This window comes from Affinundibacterium macrobrachii, assembly GCF_014652415.1.
In the GTDB taxonomy this organism is placed as follows: Bacteria; Pseudomonadota; Gammaproteobacteria; order Burkholderiales; family Burkholderiaceae_D; genus Undibacterium; species Undibacterium macrobrachii.
In genome coordinates this window covers 443,452-463,147 of the sequence record NZ_BMYT01000004.1, presented here as the reverse complement: position 1 = coordinate 463,147, position 19,696 = coordinate 443,452, and the positions used below count along the sequence as shown (strand labels likewise).

Genomic DNA, 19,696 nt, shown 5'->3' with positions numbered 1-19,696 from the left:
TGCGCTTACTCGTAGCCATAGGCACGCAAACCTGCTTCGTTATCGGCCCATCCAGATTTCACTTTCACCCAGATTTCCAAATACACAGGACCACCGAACAGTTTTTCCATGTCTTGTCGCGACTGTGTCGAAATATCTTTGAGGCGCGCACCTTTGTTACCAATCACCATCGATTTGTGTCCATCTCTATCGACCAAAATGGCGACGAATACGCGACGCAAATTTCCTTCTTGCTCAAATTTCTCGATCAATACAGTACTTGTATAGGGTAATTCATCACCAACAAATCGGAACAATTTTTCACGTACAATCTCTGTCGCTAAAAACTTCTCACTGCGATCAGTAATGTCATCTTCACCAAAAATAGGTGGATTTAATGGCAAATACTTACGCGTTTCGCGTTCCAAATTATCTAACTGAAATTTAAGTGTCGCCGAAACAGGCACTACCGCAGCAAACGGAAACAATGACATCACTTTCTGCGCGAAAGGCATCAAAATTGCTTTATCTTTTACTCTGTCAGACTTATTAATCACCAAAATACAAGGCACATTTTTTGGTAACAAATCAATGACCTGCTGATCAGCCTGTCCAAACGTACCCGCTTCAATAATAAACAAAATAACGTCCGAAGCCATCAAGGTATTCGTGACTGTGCGATTCAAGGTGCGATTGAGTGGATTTGAGTGACGCGTCTGAAATCCTGGCGTATCCACATACACATACTGTGTTTGATCTTTGGTCTGAATCCCGGTAATACGATGACGCGTAGTCTGCGCCTTACGCGAAGTAATACTTACCTTCGCCCCAATCAAGGCGTTCATCAAAGTCGATTTACCGACATTAGGACGTCCAACTATCGCGATATAACCACAGCGATATTCAGGATTTTCTAAAATTTCATTTATCATCAATTTACTTTTGTATGGTCTGCGGAAGTGAAACATCCAAAGACAATTGCTCATCGTGCTGATTCACACTCGATTGCGCGGTTTGCTTTTGATCATTTGCAGCGGTAGTCGATTGTATCGTAGCTATACCAGCTAACTTCAATTGCGAAGTGCGTGGTTTTGATTTTTTGTTTGTTGGTGTTTTTGACAGCAACTTAACAACTGTTTCCAAAGCCAATTTAGCCGCAGCTTGTTCGCCTGCGCGGCGACTACCGCCGGTACCAAACACTTGCACCTCTAATTTCGGAACCAGACACTCAATTTCAAATTCTTGATTATGTGCAGCGCCATGTGTGGCAACTACATTGTACTGAGGCAGAGCGATCTTCTTACTTTGCAAAAATTCTTGCAATAGAGTTTTCGCATCTTTACCCAAGGTCGTGGGATCGACTGAAACCAAAATCGGCTCATATAAAGACTTAATCACTTTACGTGCGGCTTCAAATCCGGCGTCGAGATAAATCGCACCAAATACAGCTTCTAATGTGTCTGCCAATATCGATGGTCGGCGGAAACCGCCTGATTTTAATTCGCCTTCACCAAGTCGCAAAAATTGAGACAGTTCCATTTTTTGCGCAATCTCAAACAACGATTGTTGCTTTACCAAATTCGCACGAACTCGCGACAAATCTCCCTCGTCGATACTGTCAAATGTGTCAAACAAAATTGAAGCAACGACACAATTGAGAATAGAGTCTCCGAGAAACTCAAGACGCTCATTGTGAGAGACACTATGACTACGATGTGTCAATGCTTGCTGCAAAAGTGCAACATCATTAAATTGGTGCCCCAAACGCTTTTGCAGCAACTGTTCGTTCATAAAGCCAACTTATTCCTGTTTCTTTTGAGCTTGTGGATTTTTTGCAGTACTTCCTTGGTACTCCAGCAACAAGCTTGCTGGGCCTACCAACGGGATTTTCTTAGTATAAAAAAATCCAATTTCTAAGCCAGTCTCACTCTTCTCAATAATCAAATCTCGACCGGTAATCGACGTAATATAACCAACGTCAGCCTGCTTGTTAAACGCTGACTGAATTTCAGATGCAGAATTACTATTCAATAACTTAACTGAGGTAATTGCCTTCTTTATCGACATGTATTCAATCACGGTCGGCGCAATCTTTGATGCCAAAACGACTAATACAGCCAAAATGCCAAGAACAAATATCAATCCAACTAAAGACATTCCTCGACTTTTGGGGCGAGCTAATTGTTGATATGTACGCATAGTATTTCTCCAATTTTATTGAAAACTACCAACTCTCTTTAAATCACTGAAATTCATCCAAATGAAAAAAGCCTTACCGACGATATTCTGATCAGGCACGAATCCCCAATAACGACTATCTTGACTGTTGTCTCGATTATCACCCATCATAAAATAATGATCAGCGGGCACTTTACAAGTAACGCCCTCAATTTCATAAATACATTGATCGGCATAAGGGAAATTTGCTTCTCCGAACATAGCGATACCGGCTGGACGATCATCATCGTTGAGAACACGATGCGTCAAACTGCCAGACTTTTCATTCAACTGTTTTGAGTAACTCAGTTGTGGCCCCTCATGCAAAAAGTCAGGTAAAGACTCGTATTGACTTTCGACACCATTCACAATTAATTTTTTATTTTTATAAACAATGGTATCACCAGGTAATCCGACGATGCGCTTAATATAGTTTTGGCTAGGATCTTTTGGAAACCTAAACACCATCACATCACCTCTCTGAGGCTCATTTACCGAAATGATCTTTTTATCTAGGATAGGAAGACGAATACCGTAAGTAAACTTATTCACCAAAATAAAATCACCAACATACAGCGTTGGCAACATTGAACCTGATGGAATCTTAAATGGTTCAAACAAGAACGAACGCAACACAAAAACCAAAGCAATCACGGGGAAGAAACTACCCGAATACTCAACCCATACTGGTTGACGCATCATATTCGCTTCCAACTGGGCACAACTTGTCTGATCCGAATTGCCGTTTCTTTCCAGCTCTTGTAAAGCGGCCGATACACTCGCTTTTCGCTTAGGCAATAACACAAAGCGATCGAAAGCCCAGATTACACCCGTAACCACCATCAAAACAAATAGAATCAACGCAAAATTGCTGATTAAGGATTGAAAACTCATTTCTCTTCCACCTGCAAAATTGCCAAAAATGCTTCTTGTGGAATCTCTACAGAGCCCACTTGTTTCATACGCTTCTTACCTGCTTTTTGTTTCTCAAGTAACTTGCGCTTACGGCTGATATCACCACCGTAACACTTCGCCAACACGTTCTTACGTAAAGCTTTCACATTTTCACGTGAAATAATATTGGCACCAATCGCAGCTTGGATTGCCACATCAAACATTTGACGTGGGATCAACTCGCGCATCTTAGCGGCAACTGCGCGACCTCGATAATGCGCATTGGCTCGATGAACGATAATCGCTAAGGCATCAACTTTTTCGCTATTGATCAACATATCAACTTTAACGACATCGGACGCACGATACTCTTTGAACTCATAGTCCATAGAGGCGTAACCACGTGACGTGGATTTCAAACGATCAAAGAAATCCAACACAATTTCTGCCATCGGCATTTCATAAGTAAGCTTGACTTGACGCCCGTGGTAACTCATATCCATTTGCACACCGCGCTTGGAAGTACAAAGTGTAATTACCGATCCAACATACTCTTGTGGCATGTATAAATTGACGGTAACTATTGGCTCCCGAATTTCTTCGATCTTCGACGGATCTGGCATCTTTGATGGATTATCCACCATCAACACAGTGCCATCACCCATCTCAACCTCATACACGACCGTTGGCGCTGTCGTAATGAGATCCATATCAAACTCACGTTCTAATCGCTCTTGCACAATTTCCATGTGCAACAAGCCGAGGAAGCCGCAACGGAATCCAAATCCCAAGGCCTGCGATACTTCAGGTTCGTACATCAGCGCAGCATCATTGAGTTTTAACTTTTCGAGTGAGTCTCGCAATGCATCATACTGATTGGCTTCAACTGGGAACAAACCAGCAAATACTTGTGGCTGAACCTCTTTAAAGCCCGGCAGCGGCTCAGCAGCAACGCGACCCACTGTGGTAATCGTGTCACCGACTTTCGCGGCTTTCAATTCTTTGATGCCAGCGATAATAAATCCCACTTGTCCCGCGGACAATTCACTACGGCTGAGCGATTTTGGTGTAAACACACCGACACTTTCAACCAAATGCTGCGCTTCAGTCGCCATGAACAAAATTTTATCTTTTGGACGCAAGGTACCGTTTACGATACGTACCAACATCACAACGCCGACATAATTATCAAACCACGAATCAATAATCAGAGCTTGTAAAGGCGCATCTGGATCACCTTGTGGTGGTGGTACTTTCTGAATTAAGGATTCCAAAATGTCACGAACACCAAAGCCTGTTTTTGCAGAACAATGCACGGCGTCACTGGCTTCAATCCCGATTACTTCTTCAATTTCATTAATAGCGTTATCGGGGTCGGCAGAGGGCAAATCAATTTTATTCAAAACAGGTACAACTTCCACACCTAGCTCAATTGCGGTGTAGCAATTCGCTACAGTTTGTGCCTCAACACCTTGCGATGCATCTACAACGAGTAAAGCACCTTCACAAGCGGATAGAGAACGACTCACTTCGTAACTAAAGTCGACGTGCCCAGGTGTATCGATCAAATTCAAATTATACATTTGACCATCGAGCGCCTTATACTGCAACGCCGCAGTTTGCGCTTTAATCGTAATTCCACGCTCACGCTCAATGTCCATAGAATCGAGAACCTGTGCTTCCATCTCACGGTCGGACAGACCGCCGCACAGCTGAATAATACGGTCCGCCAAAGTCGACTTACCGTGATCAATATGAGCAATAATTGAAAAATTACGAATGTTATTCATTAGATAGACTAAAACCGATTACAAAAAAGGCGCCAATACTGGGCAATTTCCCCAGGCTAGCGCCTAAAAATTGGGTTATGCAAAAACAACATTTTACCGGATTTCACCTACACCTGTCTCAAATTCCTTCAAGCAAGACTAAAAGCTTACAACTTAGCTAAACTTAAAAGCAGTGAATAGGACAAATTAAACTGGAACTAAAATGACAGTCCGTAAGGGAGATTCTCACATCGTGCTGGTGGCAAGCCCCATTTATCCTCGTAATCAATCTTTGCGAGATACAGACCATCTGGCATAAATGTTGGGGCAGACAAACTTCGGTCTCGAGACTCTAACAATTCTCGAATCCATACTGGGTCTCTCCGCCCCATTCCGACAAAAATCAAAGAACCGACAATATTTCTCACCATGTGATGCAAAAATGCATTCGCACGCAAACTGAACACAATTAGCTCACCTTGTTGACGAATCTTTATCTCGTACATATGCTTCACTGGCGATTTTGCTTGACATGCAGCCGCACGAAACACGGTAAAGTCGCGCTCTCCTAATAAATATTCGGCTGCTTCACGCATAGGCTCTATGTTCAGAGGTCTAAAAAACCACCCAGCTCTTCCAGACCAGGTTGGAGAGCGAATACTCGAGTTATGCAACAAATAATGATACGTGCGTGAATACGCACTGAATCGCGCATGAAAAGCATTCTCATCCTGTTCATCCACTTGAATTTGCTTTGCCCAACGTACTGCAATATCTGGCGGCAAGAAAGCATTCACACCATTCACCCAAGAATACATCTCACGCTGTAACGGGGAATCAAGATGAACAACTTGTTCAATCGCATGCACACCCGCATCAGTACGTCCCGCGCACATAGTCTGAATTGGGCTCTTTGAAAATTTCTGCAGCGCCACTTCCAAGATATCTTGCACAGTATTGCCATTGGGCTGCGTCTGCCAGCCTTGATAAGCAGTTCCTTGGTATTCAACACCCAAAATAATTCTATTCAATGACATCAATCCGCTGCGCTTAAAATAAAAATGGGCGCTGACAACATGCAGCGCCCTTTCAGTTTGCAAATAAAACTTTTAACTCAACTCTTCGAGCATTTTCTTGGCTTTATCAACTTGCTCGCTAGATCCGCCCTTAATCACTTCATCTAACAATTCTCTAGCGCCTTCTTTATCGCCGATTTCACGATAAGCGACAGCCAAATCAAGCTTAGTTGCCATCTCCGCATTATAAGGCGAAACATCTTCAATAGAATCGGCTGACTCAATTGGCGCCGCATCTGCCGCATCCAAACCGAAATCTAACTTGACCTCTTCTTGCATCATCAGCGGTGCTTCTTTAATTGGCTCTTGAACTTCATCTACTGACACAAAATCCAAGGAACCAATATCAAACTCCTCTTGCGCCTCAATCGCTGGACTTTCGTTTGATAATGACAACTCCACTGGCTCCTGAACAACAGCAGGTGCAGCTTCAACTGGATCATCTCCACCCAAGTCGAAATCGATAGACCCGAAGTCGATCACTGGCATTTCTTCCTCGACTGGCGGCTTGATTGAACTTACCGCATCAATTTCAGGCAAAGTAACTGGGAATTCTTCCAATTCACCCTGATCATCTTGCTTTTCTGCGATATCCAAATCAAAGTCCAAACCATCATCTAAAGATGCTTGAGTTGATTCGGCTTTATCATTCTCATTTGCTGCCTCATCCGATAGTGCAGACGCAGTGTCAATAATACTGATCGACTCCAACATATCCTCTGACAAGGAGTTTTCTAACAAGGCTTCTGGATCGAGATCTTCCAGCGGTTGAGTTGGCTGACCCAAGCCTGCACCAGCATAAGCTTCGAGCTGCGCACTTGCGCCAGCATACAATGGATTATTTGGATCCAAGGAAATACCCATTGAAGCAGCTTGCCCCCAATCCTCACCTTCACCACGGGTCATGCCGTACAACTCACCAGCAAACAACTCAAATGATCGCAAATCTTTGCGACCAAAATAAATCTCTAAGAGTTTTAGACGTACCGCGTGACGATCTGGCTGTGTCTTCAATGCTTCCTTCAAAATTTCTTCTGCTTGAGAGTCTCGTCCATAAGCGATGTACACATCTGCCTCAGCGACCGGATCAACTTCATTTGCATCTAGCTGACTAGCTGAAGGTGCAAAATTCGAATTGAATACACTATTATTGGTATCAACACTTTGCCCGCCAGTAGAACCGAACATGGAGTTTGCCTTTAGGCTAGATCCCGTCAATATACTATCTTCAAACTGATGAGACACCTTTTTCTTACGCGAAGAATAAATGCCGATTGCACCACCCAGAGCAGCCAGCAAACCAGCTGCGATTAAATATTTAGAATCAAACCATGAAGATTCTTCCTCAACTACTGGTGGCGGAGGCGGTGGCGTGCGCTTAGGCTTCGCTGCACTTGCCGCAGTACTAGCAGCGCTCGCAACTTGAGTACTTGACGCAGACGCGCTCTCAGCTTTGCTTGCACTTGCGGCCACACTTGATGCTGCACTTGCTGCAACTGAAGCAGCAGATGCTGATGCACTCATTGAAGCAGATTTCGATGCAGAAGCAACATCACTCGCTTTAGATACGCTGGAGGCACTTGCGGCACTCGCAACCGCTGGCGCAGCTGTTTTGGATGGCATCGCCAGCAACTTATTCAACTCACCAACATTTTTTTCTAACTCTTTAACTCTTGCATTGGCCTCTGCAAGTGCCTTATCTTTGGCAATACGATCTTCCTCTGAAAACCCTTTTGCAGGTACACTTTTAGCCCCAGCTTCCGCTACTTTTGACAGCTTTAATTTATCAAGCGATTCATTTGCTGCAGTTGGCACTTCCTTCACTTTTGCAGTGATTGCACCACTAGCTGCTTGTTTCTTCTGTGCGATAGATTCTGCTGGAGCTGTTAAAACTCGGCCAGCAAGCTTATTTCTGTACTCGTTAAAATTTGCTGAGTGTGTTTGCACCACTTGGCGAGCTTCGCTACTTGAACTGGCTTTCGCTTCCTCAGTATCAGGGATCGTCAAAATCTGTCCTGCTTTAAGACGATTCATATTATCGCCAACGAATGCTTGTGGATTCGCGCGGTAAATACTGACCAACATTTGGTCCAAGGAAACACCATTCAAATTTGACGAAGCAATACGCATCAAGGTATCGCCTGGTTTCACGCGATATTGGCGGCCATCTGCATTAGTTGATGTGCTAGCTGCTGCACTTTTGATTGGCGTTTTTTTGATACTTTCAGACTCTTGATTGGCGCTTGAAACTTTCGCCTTTGGCTCTGCGCCTGCAATCTGACCAGTAGCGACGTTTTTTGCACTAGAACCGCTTGGATTAACCACTTGCGCAGACTGTCCTGTCGATAAATCAGCTGGATCTAGCAGAAAAGTATATTCACGAACTAGCTTGCCATTACTCGCATTCAGTTCCAGTAGAAAATCAACCCAAGGCTCATTCATAGCTTGTGTCGAAGTGACGCGAATAATGTAGGAATTGCCGCGCGGCTCAACAGCGAAGCGCAAGGACAACAATGCTGGATTAAATTCAATATTTGCCTGCCTAAAAGCTTCAATCGACGCCAGTTTCGGCACCAGAGAATTGATCTCTTCTTTACTTGGTGAAGTTAACTCAATTTCTGCTCTGAGCGGCTGACCAAGTGAGGATAGTACTGTTAACTTTCCCAAGCCAGTGGCGTATGCATTTGAGAAGACAAGTAATGAAGTCAAGGCTGCTGCTTTAAGCATCTTACTTCCCAAAAAACTTATCGGTAAGTGTTTGTAATTATGCATTTTTAGAACATTTCCTGGGAAATTTAGTCAACACAAAATTGCTGTTGAATCAAGCAAAATTGCTCAAACGAAAGGTATGTTAGCTGAAGATAACATTACCCTACTTGTCGCGCAAGCTTAACGTGAATTCTAGATATGGTAAATACATTAAGAGCGGAATTAGCACTTTCATAGCCAATTCGTTGTTACCACTAGACAATTTTCAGCAACAATAAAATAAACAAATAAAAAAAAGGAATGAAATTCATTCCTTTTTTATTGCAAGCTATGACAAATAAAGTTACTTTATTTTTCGATCAAAATTCTAAGCATACGACGTAATGGCTCAGCCGCACCCCAAAGCAATTGATCACCGACGGTGAAAGCAGACAAATAATCGCCACCCATTTGCATTTTACGCAAGCGACCAACAGGAATTGTCAAACCACCTGTCACTGCCGCTGGCGTTAAATCACGCATTGAATCTTCACGTGTGTTCGGCACCACCTTCGCCCAAGGATTGTTTTGCGCGAGCATATCGGTAATTTCGTCTAACGGCACGTCTTTAGTTAATTTGATTGTCAATGCTTGAGAATGACAGCGCATTGCACCAATTCGAACACATAAACCGTCTACGGGAATTGCTTTAGATCCAAATGCTTCTCCCAGACCCAAAATTTTATTCGTTTCAACTCCAGCTTTCCATTCCTCTTTAGAAACACCGTTGTGCAAATCTTTATCGATCCAAGGGATTAAGTTGCCAGCCAAAGGAACGCCAAATTGCTTGGTCTCATCCGCACTAAAATTATGTTGCTTCGCCAAAACCTTGCGATCAATTTCTAAAATTGCTGCTGCTGGATCGTCAAGCAAAGCTTTCACTTCGGAATTGATAGAACCAAACTGGGTCAACAATTCGCGCATGTGTTGCGCACCACCACCAGATGCCGCTTGGTATGTCATCGAAGACATCCACTCAACCAAACCGTGCTGGAACAAGCCACCCAAGCCCATCAGCATACAAGAAACTGTGCAATTACCACCGACATAGTTCTTCACACCACGGCTCATCGCATTCTTAATCACGTCTAAATTGACAGGATCTAACACGATAATAGCGTCATCTTCCATACGCAGTGTCGATGCTGCATCGATCCAAAAACCATTCCAGCCAGCGCCACGTAACTTAGGAAAAATTTCAGAGGTGTAGTCACCACCTTGGCAGGTAATAATAATGTAGCACTTTTTGAGCGCTTCAATATCATTTGCGTCTTTCAATGTTTTTTCATTCTTTGCCATCGTTGGCGCTGCGCCACCAGTGTTAGAAGTTGAAAAAAACACTGGTTCTATATGAGCAAAATCGCCCTCTTCCTGCATACGCTGCATGAGTACTGAACCAACCATTCCACGCCAACCGACCAAACCAACTAGTTTCATCATCTTTCCCTAAAAATTACAGGTCTCCCTGTTTCACATAAAAATCAACCTAAAGCATTCACAACTGCATCGCCCATTTCCGAGGTACCAACTTTACTGCATCCATCTTCAAAGATATCGGCCGTACGCAAACCTTGTGTCAATACTTTTTTCACCGCAGCTTCGATACGATCAGCTTGCTCTGCCTTACCCAAAGAATAGCGCAACATCATTGCGGCAGATAAAATTGTTGCCAACGGATTCGCGATACCCTTGCCAGCAATATCGGGCGCGGAACCATGCGATGGTTCGTACAAGCCTTTATTGTTTGCATCAAGCGATGCCGAAGGTAACATTCCGATTGAACCAGTCAACATCGCGGCAGCATCTGACAAAATATCGCCAAACATATTACCAGTAACCATGACATCAAATTTCTTAGGCGCACGCACCAATTGCATCGCCGCGTTATCAACATACATGTGATCCAATGCCACATCAGGATACTCATTATGCACATCAATCATGATGTCTTTCCAGAACTGGAAAGTTTCCAACACATTTGCTTTATCAACGCTAGTGAGTCGCTTATTACGCTTGCGCGCTGCTTGAAACGCGACATGTGCAATGCGTCGAATTTCACCTTCTGCATAACGCATCGTATCAAAGCCTTCTCGCTGACCTTTAAATGGGCCATCTGGACATTCACGAACACCGCGCGGTTGTCCAAAATAAATATCGCCTGTCAGCTCACGAATAATCAAAATATCCAAACCAGAAACCACTTCAGGCTTCAAGGTCGAAGCACCTGCTAATTCGGGATACAAAATCGCTGGACGTAAATTCGCAAATAAATTCAAATTTTTACGCAAGCCTAAAATCGCCTGCTCCGGACGTAACGGCCGATCTAAAGTATCGTACTTCCAATCACCGACCGCACCAAACAAAACAGCATCAGCTTCTTTTGCCAATTTCAAAGTCGATTCTGGCAAGGGATGACCAGCTGCCTCGTAACCAGCACCACCAACCGGAGCGAATTCCATCTCAAAGGGCTCGCCCAAGGCTTTTAAAACTTTTACGGCCTGATCGACGATTTCAGGACCAATGCCGTCACCCGGCAAAATTGCAATTTTCATGCTTGTCTTCAACAAAAAATATTTTGATCAATAAAACTAAATGGTATTTGCAAGCCAAGGTTGCTCTGACATCCTTAGCTTTTCAAAAGCGCGAATTTTGTCGGCATGCACCAAGGTTAGGCCAATGTCATCCAAACCATTTAATAGGCAATACTTTCGAAAAGCGTCCACCTCAAACTCAAAGGCTTCCCCTGTAGCGCGGACAATCACCTGCTGCTTTTCCAAATCAACAGTTAACTCAAATCCTTCTTGCGCATTAACCTGACTAAACAAACGATCAATCACAGCCTCGTTTAGCACGATAGGAAGCAAGCCATTTTTAAAGCAATTATTAAAAAAGATATCAGCAAAGCTCGGCGCAATAATCACGCGAAAACCATACTGCTCAAGCGCCCAAGGTGCGTGCTCACGCGAAGATCCGCAGCCAAAATTTTGGCGAGTCAAGAGAATAGAAGCACCACGATAACGCTCTTGATTCAGCACAAACTCGGGATTCAAAGGGCGTTTGCTATTATCAACACCGGGCTCACCTCGATCTAAATAGCGCCACTCATCGAATAAATTAGGCCCAAATCCTGTGCGTTGAATCGACTTCAGAAACTGTTTAGGAATGATCGCATCTGTATCGACATTCGCACGATCCAAAGGAGCGACCAAACCATGCAGCAAAGTAAATTTATTCATGACTATTTTTTTCCAGCGCTCTCAACCACTTCGCCTGCTTTCTTAACATCCTTACCGATGCCTTGAATCGTATTGCAACCAGCTAAGCCAACCATGATTAACGAGATAGTGATGAATGTAGTGATTTTTTTCATTTTCAATTTCCGTTCATGAGTAAATTACGCAAAATTGCGTACATCGACAAAATGGCCTGCAATACCTGCGGCCGCTGCCATCTCTGGCGATACTAAATGAGTACGCCCGCCCTGTCCTTGGCGGCCTTCAAAATTCCGGTTCGAGGTCGAAGCACATCGCTCGCCAGGCTCCAAACGATCAGCATTCATTGCCAAACACATAGAACAACCAGGCTCGCGCCATTCGAATCCTGCCGCAGTGAAGATCTTATCCAAGCCCTCTTGCTCGGCCTGTTGCTTAACCAATCCAGAGCCCGGTACGACCATCGCTAATTTCACGTTGGATGCACGTGTTTTACCCGCAACCACCTGCGCTGCAGCACGCAAATCCTCGATACGAGAGTTGGTGCAAGATCCAATAAATACTTTATCAATCTGAATCGCACTCATTGGCATATTCGGCTGCAAATCCATGTAAGCGAGCGCCTTTTCAATTGCATCGCGCTTAACCGGATCTGATTCATTTTTTGGATCTGGCGTTTGACCATCAATCGCTACCACCATCTCCGGTGAGGTACCCCAAGTTACTTGAGGCTGAATGTCTTGCGCACTCAAGGTGACTACTGCATCAAACTGGGCACCTTCATCACTATGCAACGTATTCCAATACGCCACTGCCTTGTCCCAATCATCGTTTTGAGGGCTGAAAGGTCGTCCTTTTACATAATCGATGGTCGTTTGATCAACCGCAATCATACCAGCGCGTGCGCCAGCCTCAATCGCCATATTGCAGACCGTCATGCGTCCTTCCATAGAAAGTCGCGCGATCGCATCGCCAGCAAATTCGATTGCATATCCTGTGCCGCCAGCAGTACCAATTTTTCCGATGATGGCTAATACGATATCTTTTGCCGTTACGCCCGCTGGTGTATCTCCATCGACGCGAATCAACATCGACTTTGATTTCTTCGCGAGTAAAGTTTGCGTTGCCAATACATGCTCAACTTCAGAAGTGCCAATTCCATGCGCCAAACAAGCAAATGCGCCATGGGTTGAAGTATGTGAATCGCCACAAACCACCGTCATACCAGGCAAAGTTGCGCCCTGCTCTGGGCCGATGACATGAACGATGCCTTGACGCAAATCATTCATTGCGAAGTAGGTTAATCCGTATTGTTTAGCGTTCGCATCAAGCGTCTCGACCTGCAATCGTGAAGTAGGATCAATAATCCCACCTTGCCGATTGGTGGTTGGAACATTGTGATCGGCCACGACCAGATTTGCGGAGGTTCGCCACGGTTGACGACCTGCTAGTTTGAGACCTTCAAAGGCCTGTGGACTGGTGACTTCGTGTAAAAGATGACGATCAATATAAAGAATTGCAGTTCCATCATCTTCGGTATGCACTACATGCGATTCCCAAAGTTTATCGTAAAGCGTTTTGGCCATAATCGGTGCCTGAAATTAAAGAATTCATAAAGCTAAAAACAGCTTTTGATTATGCCACAATTGTGCAACGCAAAACCGCTTATACGATCATTTTAAAAGCATTTTTCTCAAAATAAAATTTGCTAAAAATCACAAATGCAGAATATAAACACAGAAATTTGCGAGATTCAGACAAATCACCATCATTTATTTTGAAACATTTTTCTCAAAACGGAACGAAATATGTAAGTCATACTTCGTTCCGACCATACCATTCTTACGCAACACTGACATCACCACACTGTGCTCTATGGCGCAAAACATGGTCCATCAATACCAGTGCCAACATTGCCTCAGCAATTGGAGTGGCGCGAATACCAACGCAAGGATCGTGACGCCCAAAAGTTTCGACCATCACTGAATTTCCTTGCTTATCAATTGACTGCTTAGGAACGCGAATTGAAGAAGTTGGCTTGATCGCCATAGAAACACGGATCTCCTGACCAGTTGAAATCCCTCCCAAAATTCCGCCCGAATTATTACTAAGGAATCCAGTTGGTGTAATTTCATCACCGTGCTCAGAACCGCGCTGAGATATAGAAGCAAAACCTGCACCGATTTCTACGCCTTTGACTGCATTGATACCCATCATCGCATAGGCGATTTCTGCATCGAGCTTATCGTAAATCGGCTCACCAAGACCAACTGGCACATTATTCGCAACGACATCGATACGCGCACCAATAGAATCGCCGTCTCTACGTAGTTGATCCATAAAATCTTCAAGACTTGTAATCAAGGCGGCATCTGACGTCGCAGCAAAGAAAGGATTTTCAGAAGTGTGAGCCCAAGATTCGAATGGAATAGCAATCTCACCCAGCTGAGTCATAGCACCATTGAATGTTGTACCAAATTTTTGAAATAGCCACTTCTTTGCGATTGCTGCTGCTGCAACAACGGGCGCGGTTAACCTTGCAGAAGATCGTCCACCACCGCGAGGATCGCGGATTCCATATTTATGCCAGTAGGCAAAATCGGCATGCCCTGGCCGAAAGGTCTCCACAATATTGCCATAATCTTTACTACGTTGATCTTGATTTCGAATCATCAAGGCTATCGGGGTTCCTGTGGTTTTACCTTCATACACACCAGATAATATTTCGACCGTATCAGGCTCCTGCCTCTGTGTAACGTGGCGCGAAGTGCCTGGTCGCCTTCTATCCAAATCTGGTTGAATATCTTCTACAGACAATGCCAATCCCGGAGGACAACCATCGACAATACAACCAATCGCAGGACCATGAGATTCTCCGAAAGTGGTCACCGTAAATAAGCTACCAAAGGTATTTCCAGACATATTTTTTCGCTATAAAGGTGTAAAAATTAAACACATTTTATCAGTCTTAACCCAATTCTTCAGAGATAAGACTAAGCCCGCATGATCGTTTAATAGAAAAATTAAATTTAAACAGTACATTTGCACCAAACCAACACTTTATTTTGCACTAGTTGTTTTATACTGGAGCAACACTCATCATGGCTAAATGATGCAGTTATAAAATAATTTAAAAGACGAGATGTCACCGCCAGGGAGCATAAACAAAGATGAGCGAAATGCATGCGAATGACGATGCGCTAATATTCATGGACGAGTTAAGTGCCGAGCACTTAAACGACATGAATACTCCTTTGCCAAGTTGGCGTGTCATGATTATCGACGACGATCCAGATGTGCACTCTGCCACGATGTTCGCGCTTGGCAATCTTGAAATCCAAAACCGCTCTCTTAGTTTTTTACACGCCTACTCTGCATCAGAAGCAAGACAAATTTTGGCGCAAGAATCGAACATCGCCGTTATTTTGCTTGATGTCGTGATGGAGAAAGAAGATGCAGGTCTGAATTTAGTCAACTATGTTCGAAAGACTTTAGGCATGCATGATGTCCGCATTATCTTACGCACTGGTCAACCTGGCTATGCGCCAGAAATCGATGCGATTCGCGACTACGACATCAATGACTACAAAACCAAATCTGAACTCACAAGAACAAAACTCTACACCACGGTCACCTCAGCAATTCGCTCTTACGAACAAATTTGTGCGATCACCGCAAATCAGCGCGGATTAGAGCTCATTGTTAACGCCAGCACTGAGCTGATGTCGCAAAAAGGATTGCAAAATTTCGCCTCCAGCGTGTTGCAACAACTCAATATCTTATTCGGTAGAAAAGTTGAAGGCTTAATTTGCAGTTCAGATGATAGCGATGCAGAAACAGGTGCGCTTGACTTTACAATCATCGCTGGCAGCCACAGTTTTGCCAATGGCATTGAGCAAAAAATCGGGCGAATTCAGCAGCAAGAATTGCACCAAACACTTCAAGAAAGCATCACCAACAAAAAGAATATTTTTGGCGCAGATGCAACCGTATTGTTTTTTGAAAACGTGGGACAAAGAAATATCGCGGTTTACTTACAAACACCGATTAACGATTTAGAAAAGCGCCTACTTGACGTTTTTTGTAGCAATGTGACAGTCGGACTCAACAATGTCATGCTCACATCTCGTCTGCATAAATATGCCTATTTTGATCCGCTGACTGGCTTAGCCAATCGCCTCAAATTACTGCAAACATTAACCGATACATTGACTGCATCGAATCGAGACAAGAGTGTCTTGTGTTTAATCGACATCGACCATTTCGCAGAAACCAACGATGCTTTAGGTCATCAATTTGGTGATATGTTGCTGTGCGCTGTTGCGAAACGCTTATTAGATCATTTTGGCGCAGCCTGCCATTTAGCCAGAGTCGGCGGCGACACCTTTGCCCTGCTCGGCCATGAAAACCTAGTTTATCCAGAAAATATTTCAAACGTCTTTCAGTTGCCATTCAACGTTGATCAACAAGAAGTTCAACTCTCGTCAACAATCGGCTTGGTACGTCTTGGCAATTACGATGGTGGTAGCTCAGATGCGTTAAAGGATACGAATATTGCACTGAAACGCGCGAAATCGCATCAACGATCATCGTTCAGCTATTTCACTGTCGATATGGGTGTTGAGATTCGCGAACGTGTACGCATGATGCATGCGCTTCGTGCTGCATTTGAAAATGAACGTCTGTTCGTCGTGTACCAACCACAAATTGATATGCGCACAGAGCGCGCAGTTGGCGCTGAAGCTTTATTGCGCTGGAAAACCGAAGATGGTCAATTTGTACCACCGGATCAATTTATTCCAATTGCAGAATATTCTGGATTAATTGTCGATATCGGTGAATGGGTCTTGCGTAGTGCATGTTTCGAGTTAATGGAATTACATAAGCTCGGTTTCACCGAATTCAAAATGGCGGTGAATGTATCACAAGCACAATTCTCTCATCCACTTTTCCTCGACAGTTTAAAACGCGCACTGGCCGACACCAAAGCACCGGCACATTGCGTTGAATTGGAAATCACCGAGTCAATGGCAATGACAGATCCAGCCTTGCTGATTCAAACGCTACATCAAATTAAACAACTCGGTGCACAAGTCTCTATTGATGACTTTGGTACTGGTTTTTCTTCGCTCAGTCACTTACAGAAACTGAATGTCGACAAACTCAAAATTGATCGTGCGTTTGTGAATGAAATCGGCAGCAAGTCTGGCGAAGGCAATATTGCTAAGATGATCGTACAACTTAGTCAAAGTTTAAACATTAAAGTCATTGCCGAGGGCGTAGAAACTGAACATCAAGCTGATACCCTAATGTCTTTTGGCTGCCATTTAGCGCAAGGTTATTTGTATGCGCGACCACTGACCAAAGAAGATCTACGCAATTGGCTTGCCAGTAAATAATGCTTAAATTAGACGAGTCGATTCACATTACAGATACATGAGAATGTGACTGTTACTAAAACGCATTTATCAATTCATAGCAACATAGATCAATCCAAGAAAATCGATCTAATGCCTCGGCAAATAAAGTTGATCGATATTCTCGTTCTATACCCGTGATTTGTCAGATCATCGCATTTTGCGCACCTTCGCTTAAGCATTCCGATAAAGTACAAATATAGATATCGCCCACTTCGGTTCTAGTGAATGCGTGCAGCGCCAATTTCAACCAATCATCGTTAGCCAACATGGATCCCAAAACAATAGAAACCATCAAACTAGTCACACGTAATACCTTGACTTGGCTAAATTTTGCCTTCGACAAAACAGCGACCTGGGTAAGCAAACTCTCTTGGTGGAAGTTTTTTCTCTTCGCAGTGTTATTGCTTGCTTCTGCAGATATTATTCAAAATACTTTTTTCTCCCCCGACGAACCTAAACAAGTTAAAAAAGTACAAAAGAAAACAGCTTCAAAGAATGCTGCATCAAACAATAGCGTCACCATAGATGACAAAAAAATTGAGATTGACAACACGGGTATCCGAATCAAAGCACCAGAAAAGATTGGTAGTGACAAACGTGTGGAAATTGATGGATCTGGTTGGCAAATCATCGATGAAAACCAAGAAAAAGTCGCTTCTAAAATTGAATCAGCGGTTAGTGATTTACCAGAGACCAAGCAAAACTCAGAACTACCCGGAATTACGTTTGGCAAAGATGATGTCCACATCAAGTTACCGAAAGAATTAGCGAGAGAAATTCGCGCAGAAATGGAACGCGCAGCTGCGGACGCCGCTGCCGAAGCGACCGATGAAGAGAAAACTAAATCATCACGCTGGTTTCAAAATTTCGTGCTGCTACTCGTATTTGGCTTATTCGGCATGAAGGCTTTACTAGGCGGCAAAGTACGTGCAGAAGAAAAGGCCAAAGAAGCAAACGCCACAGCTGAACGTGAATCCCTACTACGTCAAGTAAGTGAAGCGCAGATGCAAATGATGCAAGCGCAAGTTGAGCCGCATTTCTTATTTAACACGCTCGCTTCCGTCGAGTTCTTAATTGAAACCGATCCGCCACGTGCCGCAAAAATGCAACGTAGTTTGATCGCGTATTTAAGAGCCGTATTGCCACAAATGCGCGAAAACGCAGCAAAAACAAATCTAGGCCGCGAAGCTGACATGGTCAAATCCTACTTAGAATTACTGAAAATGCGCATGGAAGAGCGCCTGAATATCGACTTCATCATGCCTGAAGAATTGAGAAAAGCGAGTTTCCCGCCTATGATGTTGCAGTCCCTCGTCGAGAACGCTATCAAACATGGTTTAGAAGTCAAAGCTGAAGGTGGTACTCTGCAATTCCGTGCAGAATTAATTCAAGATAAATTGCGCGTTAGCGTGACCGATGATGGTTTAGGTTTCGGCGCGGCACCAAGTAACGGTACTGGCTTAGGCTTACAAAATATTCGTGAGCGACTTAAATTAATTTATAAAGATAAAGCACAAATGATTATTTCTCCTAACAAGCCTAGTGGTGTCTGCGTTACCATAGAGCTTCCTTACGAAATTGCGAAATAACCATTGATAAGATAGACGAAGAAAGAGAAAAACATGCCTACTGCGATTATTGCTGATGATGAGAGATTGATGCGCGACCAATTGCGTCTGCGCTTGCAACAAGTATGGCCCGAACTAGAAATTCTAGATGAGGCAAAAAATGGCGAGGAAGCCATCCAATTAATCGAGACTCACAAACCCGATCTCGCATTTTTAGATATTCGCATGCCTGCAAAAACAGGCTTAGAAGCAGCGAAAGAAATCGGCACAAAAGCGCACATCGTTTTCATTACCGCTTATGATCAATATGCAGTTGAAGCGTTTGAACAAGGTGCTGTCGATTATGTCTTAAAGCCCGCAGATACCGAGCGCTTGAGCAAAACAGTGGAACGCCTAAAAGTACGCTTAAATACAGCAGCAGAGCCAAATGATATGAGCAATATGCTGGCGCAACTTGCTAAACAGTTAGGGATTGCGCCCAAACCGAATTATCTGCAATGGATACAAGCTTCTATTGGCCAAGAATTACGACTCATTCCAGTCGAAGATATTCTATTTTTTCAATCGGATGAAAAATACACGCGCGTTCAAACTGCAAGTTATGAGGCCTTAATCCGTAAACCAGTGCGCGATTTAGCGGAAGAACTTGATCCACATTTATTTTGGCAAATTCATCGGTCAACCCTTGTCAACTCAAAAGCGATTTCTGGCGTAGTTAGAGATATGCGTGGTAGACACTTAGTGCAGATAAAAGGTTTGACTGAAAAACTCGAAGTGAGTCGTAGTTTCGTCCATTTGTTTAAACAAATGTAG

The 19,696-nt window shown here is 43.8% G+C and carries 17 protein-coding genes; 3 read left to right on the top strand and 14 right to left on the bottom strand.

Going from position 1 to position 19,696, the window contains the following annotated elements; all coding sequences use genetic code 11:
• Nucleotides 1-5 precede the first annotated feature (5 nt).
• The 13 genes from era to aroC form a co-directional block, all read right to left on the bottom strand.
• On the bottom strand, nucleotides 6-911 hold the full coding sequence (era, locus tag IE103_RS14050) for a GTPase Era (RefSeq protein ID WP_189346740.1): 906 nt from the start codon (nucleotides 909-911) through the stop codon (nucleotides 6-8).
• Between the two features lie 4 nt (nucleotides 912-915).
• Entirely contained in the window at nucleotides 916-1,770 is an 855-nt protein-coding gene (gene rnc, locus IE103_RS14045; protein WP_189346739.1) for a ribonuclease III, read from the bottom strand.
• A gap of 9 nt (nucleotides 1,771-1,779) precedes the next feature.
• Entirely contained in the window at nucleotides 1,780-2,178 is a 399-nt protein-coding gene (locus tag IE103_RS14040; RefSeq protein ID WP_189346738.1) for a DUF4845 domain-containing protein, read from the bottom strand.
• A 15-nt stretch (nucleotides 2,179-2,193) separates the two neighbouring features.
• Nucleotides 2,194-3,090 (bottom strand): signal peptidase I, encoded by an 897-nt coding sequence (gene lepB, locus IE103_RS14035; RefSeq protein WP_189346737.1) that lies wholly within the window; start codon nucleotides 3,088-3,090, stop codon nucleotides 2,194-2,196.
• The gene (lepA, locus tag IE103_RS14030) at nucleotides 3,087-4,880 is read right to left on the bottom strand and encodes a translation elongation factor 4 (RefSeq protein ID WP_189346736.1); all 1,794 of its coding nucleotides are present in this window, start codon (nucleotides 4,878-4,880) and stop codon (nucleotides 3,087-3,089) included. The genes lepB and lepA overlap by 4 nt, the downstream gene beginning before the upstream one ends.
• Nucleotides 4,881-5,077: 197 nt before the next feature.
• Nucleotides 5,078-5,896, bottom strand: a complete 819-nt coding sequence (gene truA, locus IE103_RS14025) for a tRNA pseudouridine(38-40) synthase TruA (RefSeq protein ID WP_189346735.1) — start codon at nucleotides 5,894-5,896, stop codon at nucleotides 5,078-5,080.
• Between the two features lie 72 nt (nucleotides 5,897-5,968).
• Nucleotides 5,969-8,662: a motility hub landmark protein FimV gene (locus IE103_RS14020; RefSeq protein ID WP_229827291.1), complete on the bottom strand. Its 2,694-nt coding sequence runs from the start codon at nucleotides 8,660-8,662 to the stop codon at nucleotides 5,969-5,971.
• 330 nt (nucleotides 8,663-8,992) lie between these two features.
• The gene (gene asd / locus IE103_RS14015; protein ID WP_189346782.1) at nucleotides 8,993-10,120 is read right to left on the bottom strand and encodes an aspartate-semialdehyde dehydrogenase; all 1,128 of its coding nucleotides are present in this window, start codon (nucleotides 10,118-10,120) and stop codon (nucleotides 8,993-8,995) included.
• A gap of 44 nt (nucleotides 10,121-10,164) precedes the next feature.
• Nucleotides 10,165-11,235: a 3-isopropylmalate dehydrogenase gene (gene leuB, locus IE103_RS14010; RefSeq protein ID WP_189346733.1), complete on the bottom strand. Its 1,071-nt coding sequence runs from the start codon at nucleotides 11,233-11,235 to the stop codon at nucleotides 10,165-10,167.
• Between the two features lie 36 nt (nucleotides 11,236-11,271).
• A complete protein-coding gene (gene leuD / locus IE103_RS14005) occupies nucleotides 11,272-11,919 on the bottom strand; it encodes a 3-isopropylmalate dehydratase small subunit (RefSeq protein ID WP_189346732.1) in 648 nt (215 codons plus the stop codon).
• 2 nt (nucleotides 11,920-11,921) lie between these two features.
• Entirely contained in the window at nucleotides 11,922-12,053 is a 132-nt protein-coding gene (locus IE103_RS14000) for an entericidin A/B family lipoprotein (RefSeq protein WP_189346731.1), read from the bottom strand.
• Between the two features lie 24 nt (nucleotides 12,054-12,077).
• On the bottom strand, nucleotides 12,078-13,481 hold the full coding sequence (gene leuC / locus IE103_RS13995; RefSeq protein ID WP_189346730.1) for a 3-isopropylmalate dehydratase large subunit: 1,404 nt from the start codon (nucleotides 13,479-13,481) through the stop codon (nucleotides 12,078-12,080).
• Nucleotides 13,482-13,737: 256 nt separating this feature from the next.
• Complete coding sequence (gene aroC, locus IE103_RS13990) at nucleotides 13,738-14,817, bottom strand: chorismate synthase (RefSeq protein ID WP_189346729.1); 1,080 nt, start codon at nucleotides 14,815-14,817, stop codon at nucleotides 13,738-13,740.
• Nucleotides 14,818-15,065: 248 nt separating this feature from the next.
• Between aroC and IE103_RS13985 the strand changes: the two genes are divergently transcribed.
• Nucleotides 15,066-17,294, top strand: coding sequence for a bifunctional diguanylate cyclase/phosphodiesterase (locus tag IE103_RS13985; protein WP_229827290.1), 2,229 nt, complete (start codon nucleotides 15,066-15,068; stop codon nucleotides 17,292-17,294).
• 163 nt (nucleotides 17,295-17,457) lie between these two features.
• On the opposite strand, the gene IE103_RS18560 is transcribed toward IE103_RS13985, so the two are convergent.
• Nucleotides 17,458-17,583 (bottom strand): hypothetical protein, encoded by a 126-nt coding sequence (locus IE103_RS18560; RefSeq protein ID WP_268248979.1) that lies wholly within the window; start codon nucleotides 17,581-17,583, stop codon nucleotides 17,458-17,460.
• On the opposite strand from IE103_RS18560, the gene IE103_RS13980 reads away from it, so the two are divergent.
• Nucleotides 17,582-18,904, top strand: a complete 1,323-nt coding sequence (locus IE103_RS13980; protein WP_189346728.1) for a sensor histidine kinase — start codon at nucleotides 17,582-17,584, stop codon at nucleotides 18,902-18,904. The two genes, IE103_RS18560 and IE103_RS13980, sit on opposite strands and share 2 nt — an antisense overlap.
• Before the next feature lie 33 nt (nucleotides 18,905-18,937).
• Nucleotides 18,938-19,696 carry a LytR/AlgR family response regulator transcription factor gene (locus IE103_RS13975; RefSeq protein WP_189346727.1) on the top strand — a complete coding sequence of 253 codons (759 nt, stop codon included), beginning with the start codon at nucleotides 18,938-18,940 and terminating at the stop codon, nucleotides 19,694-19,696.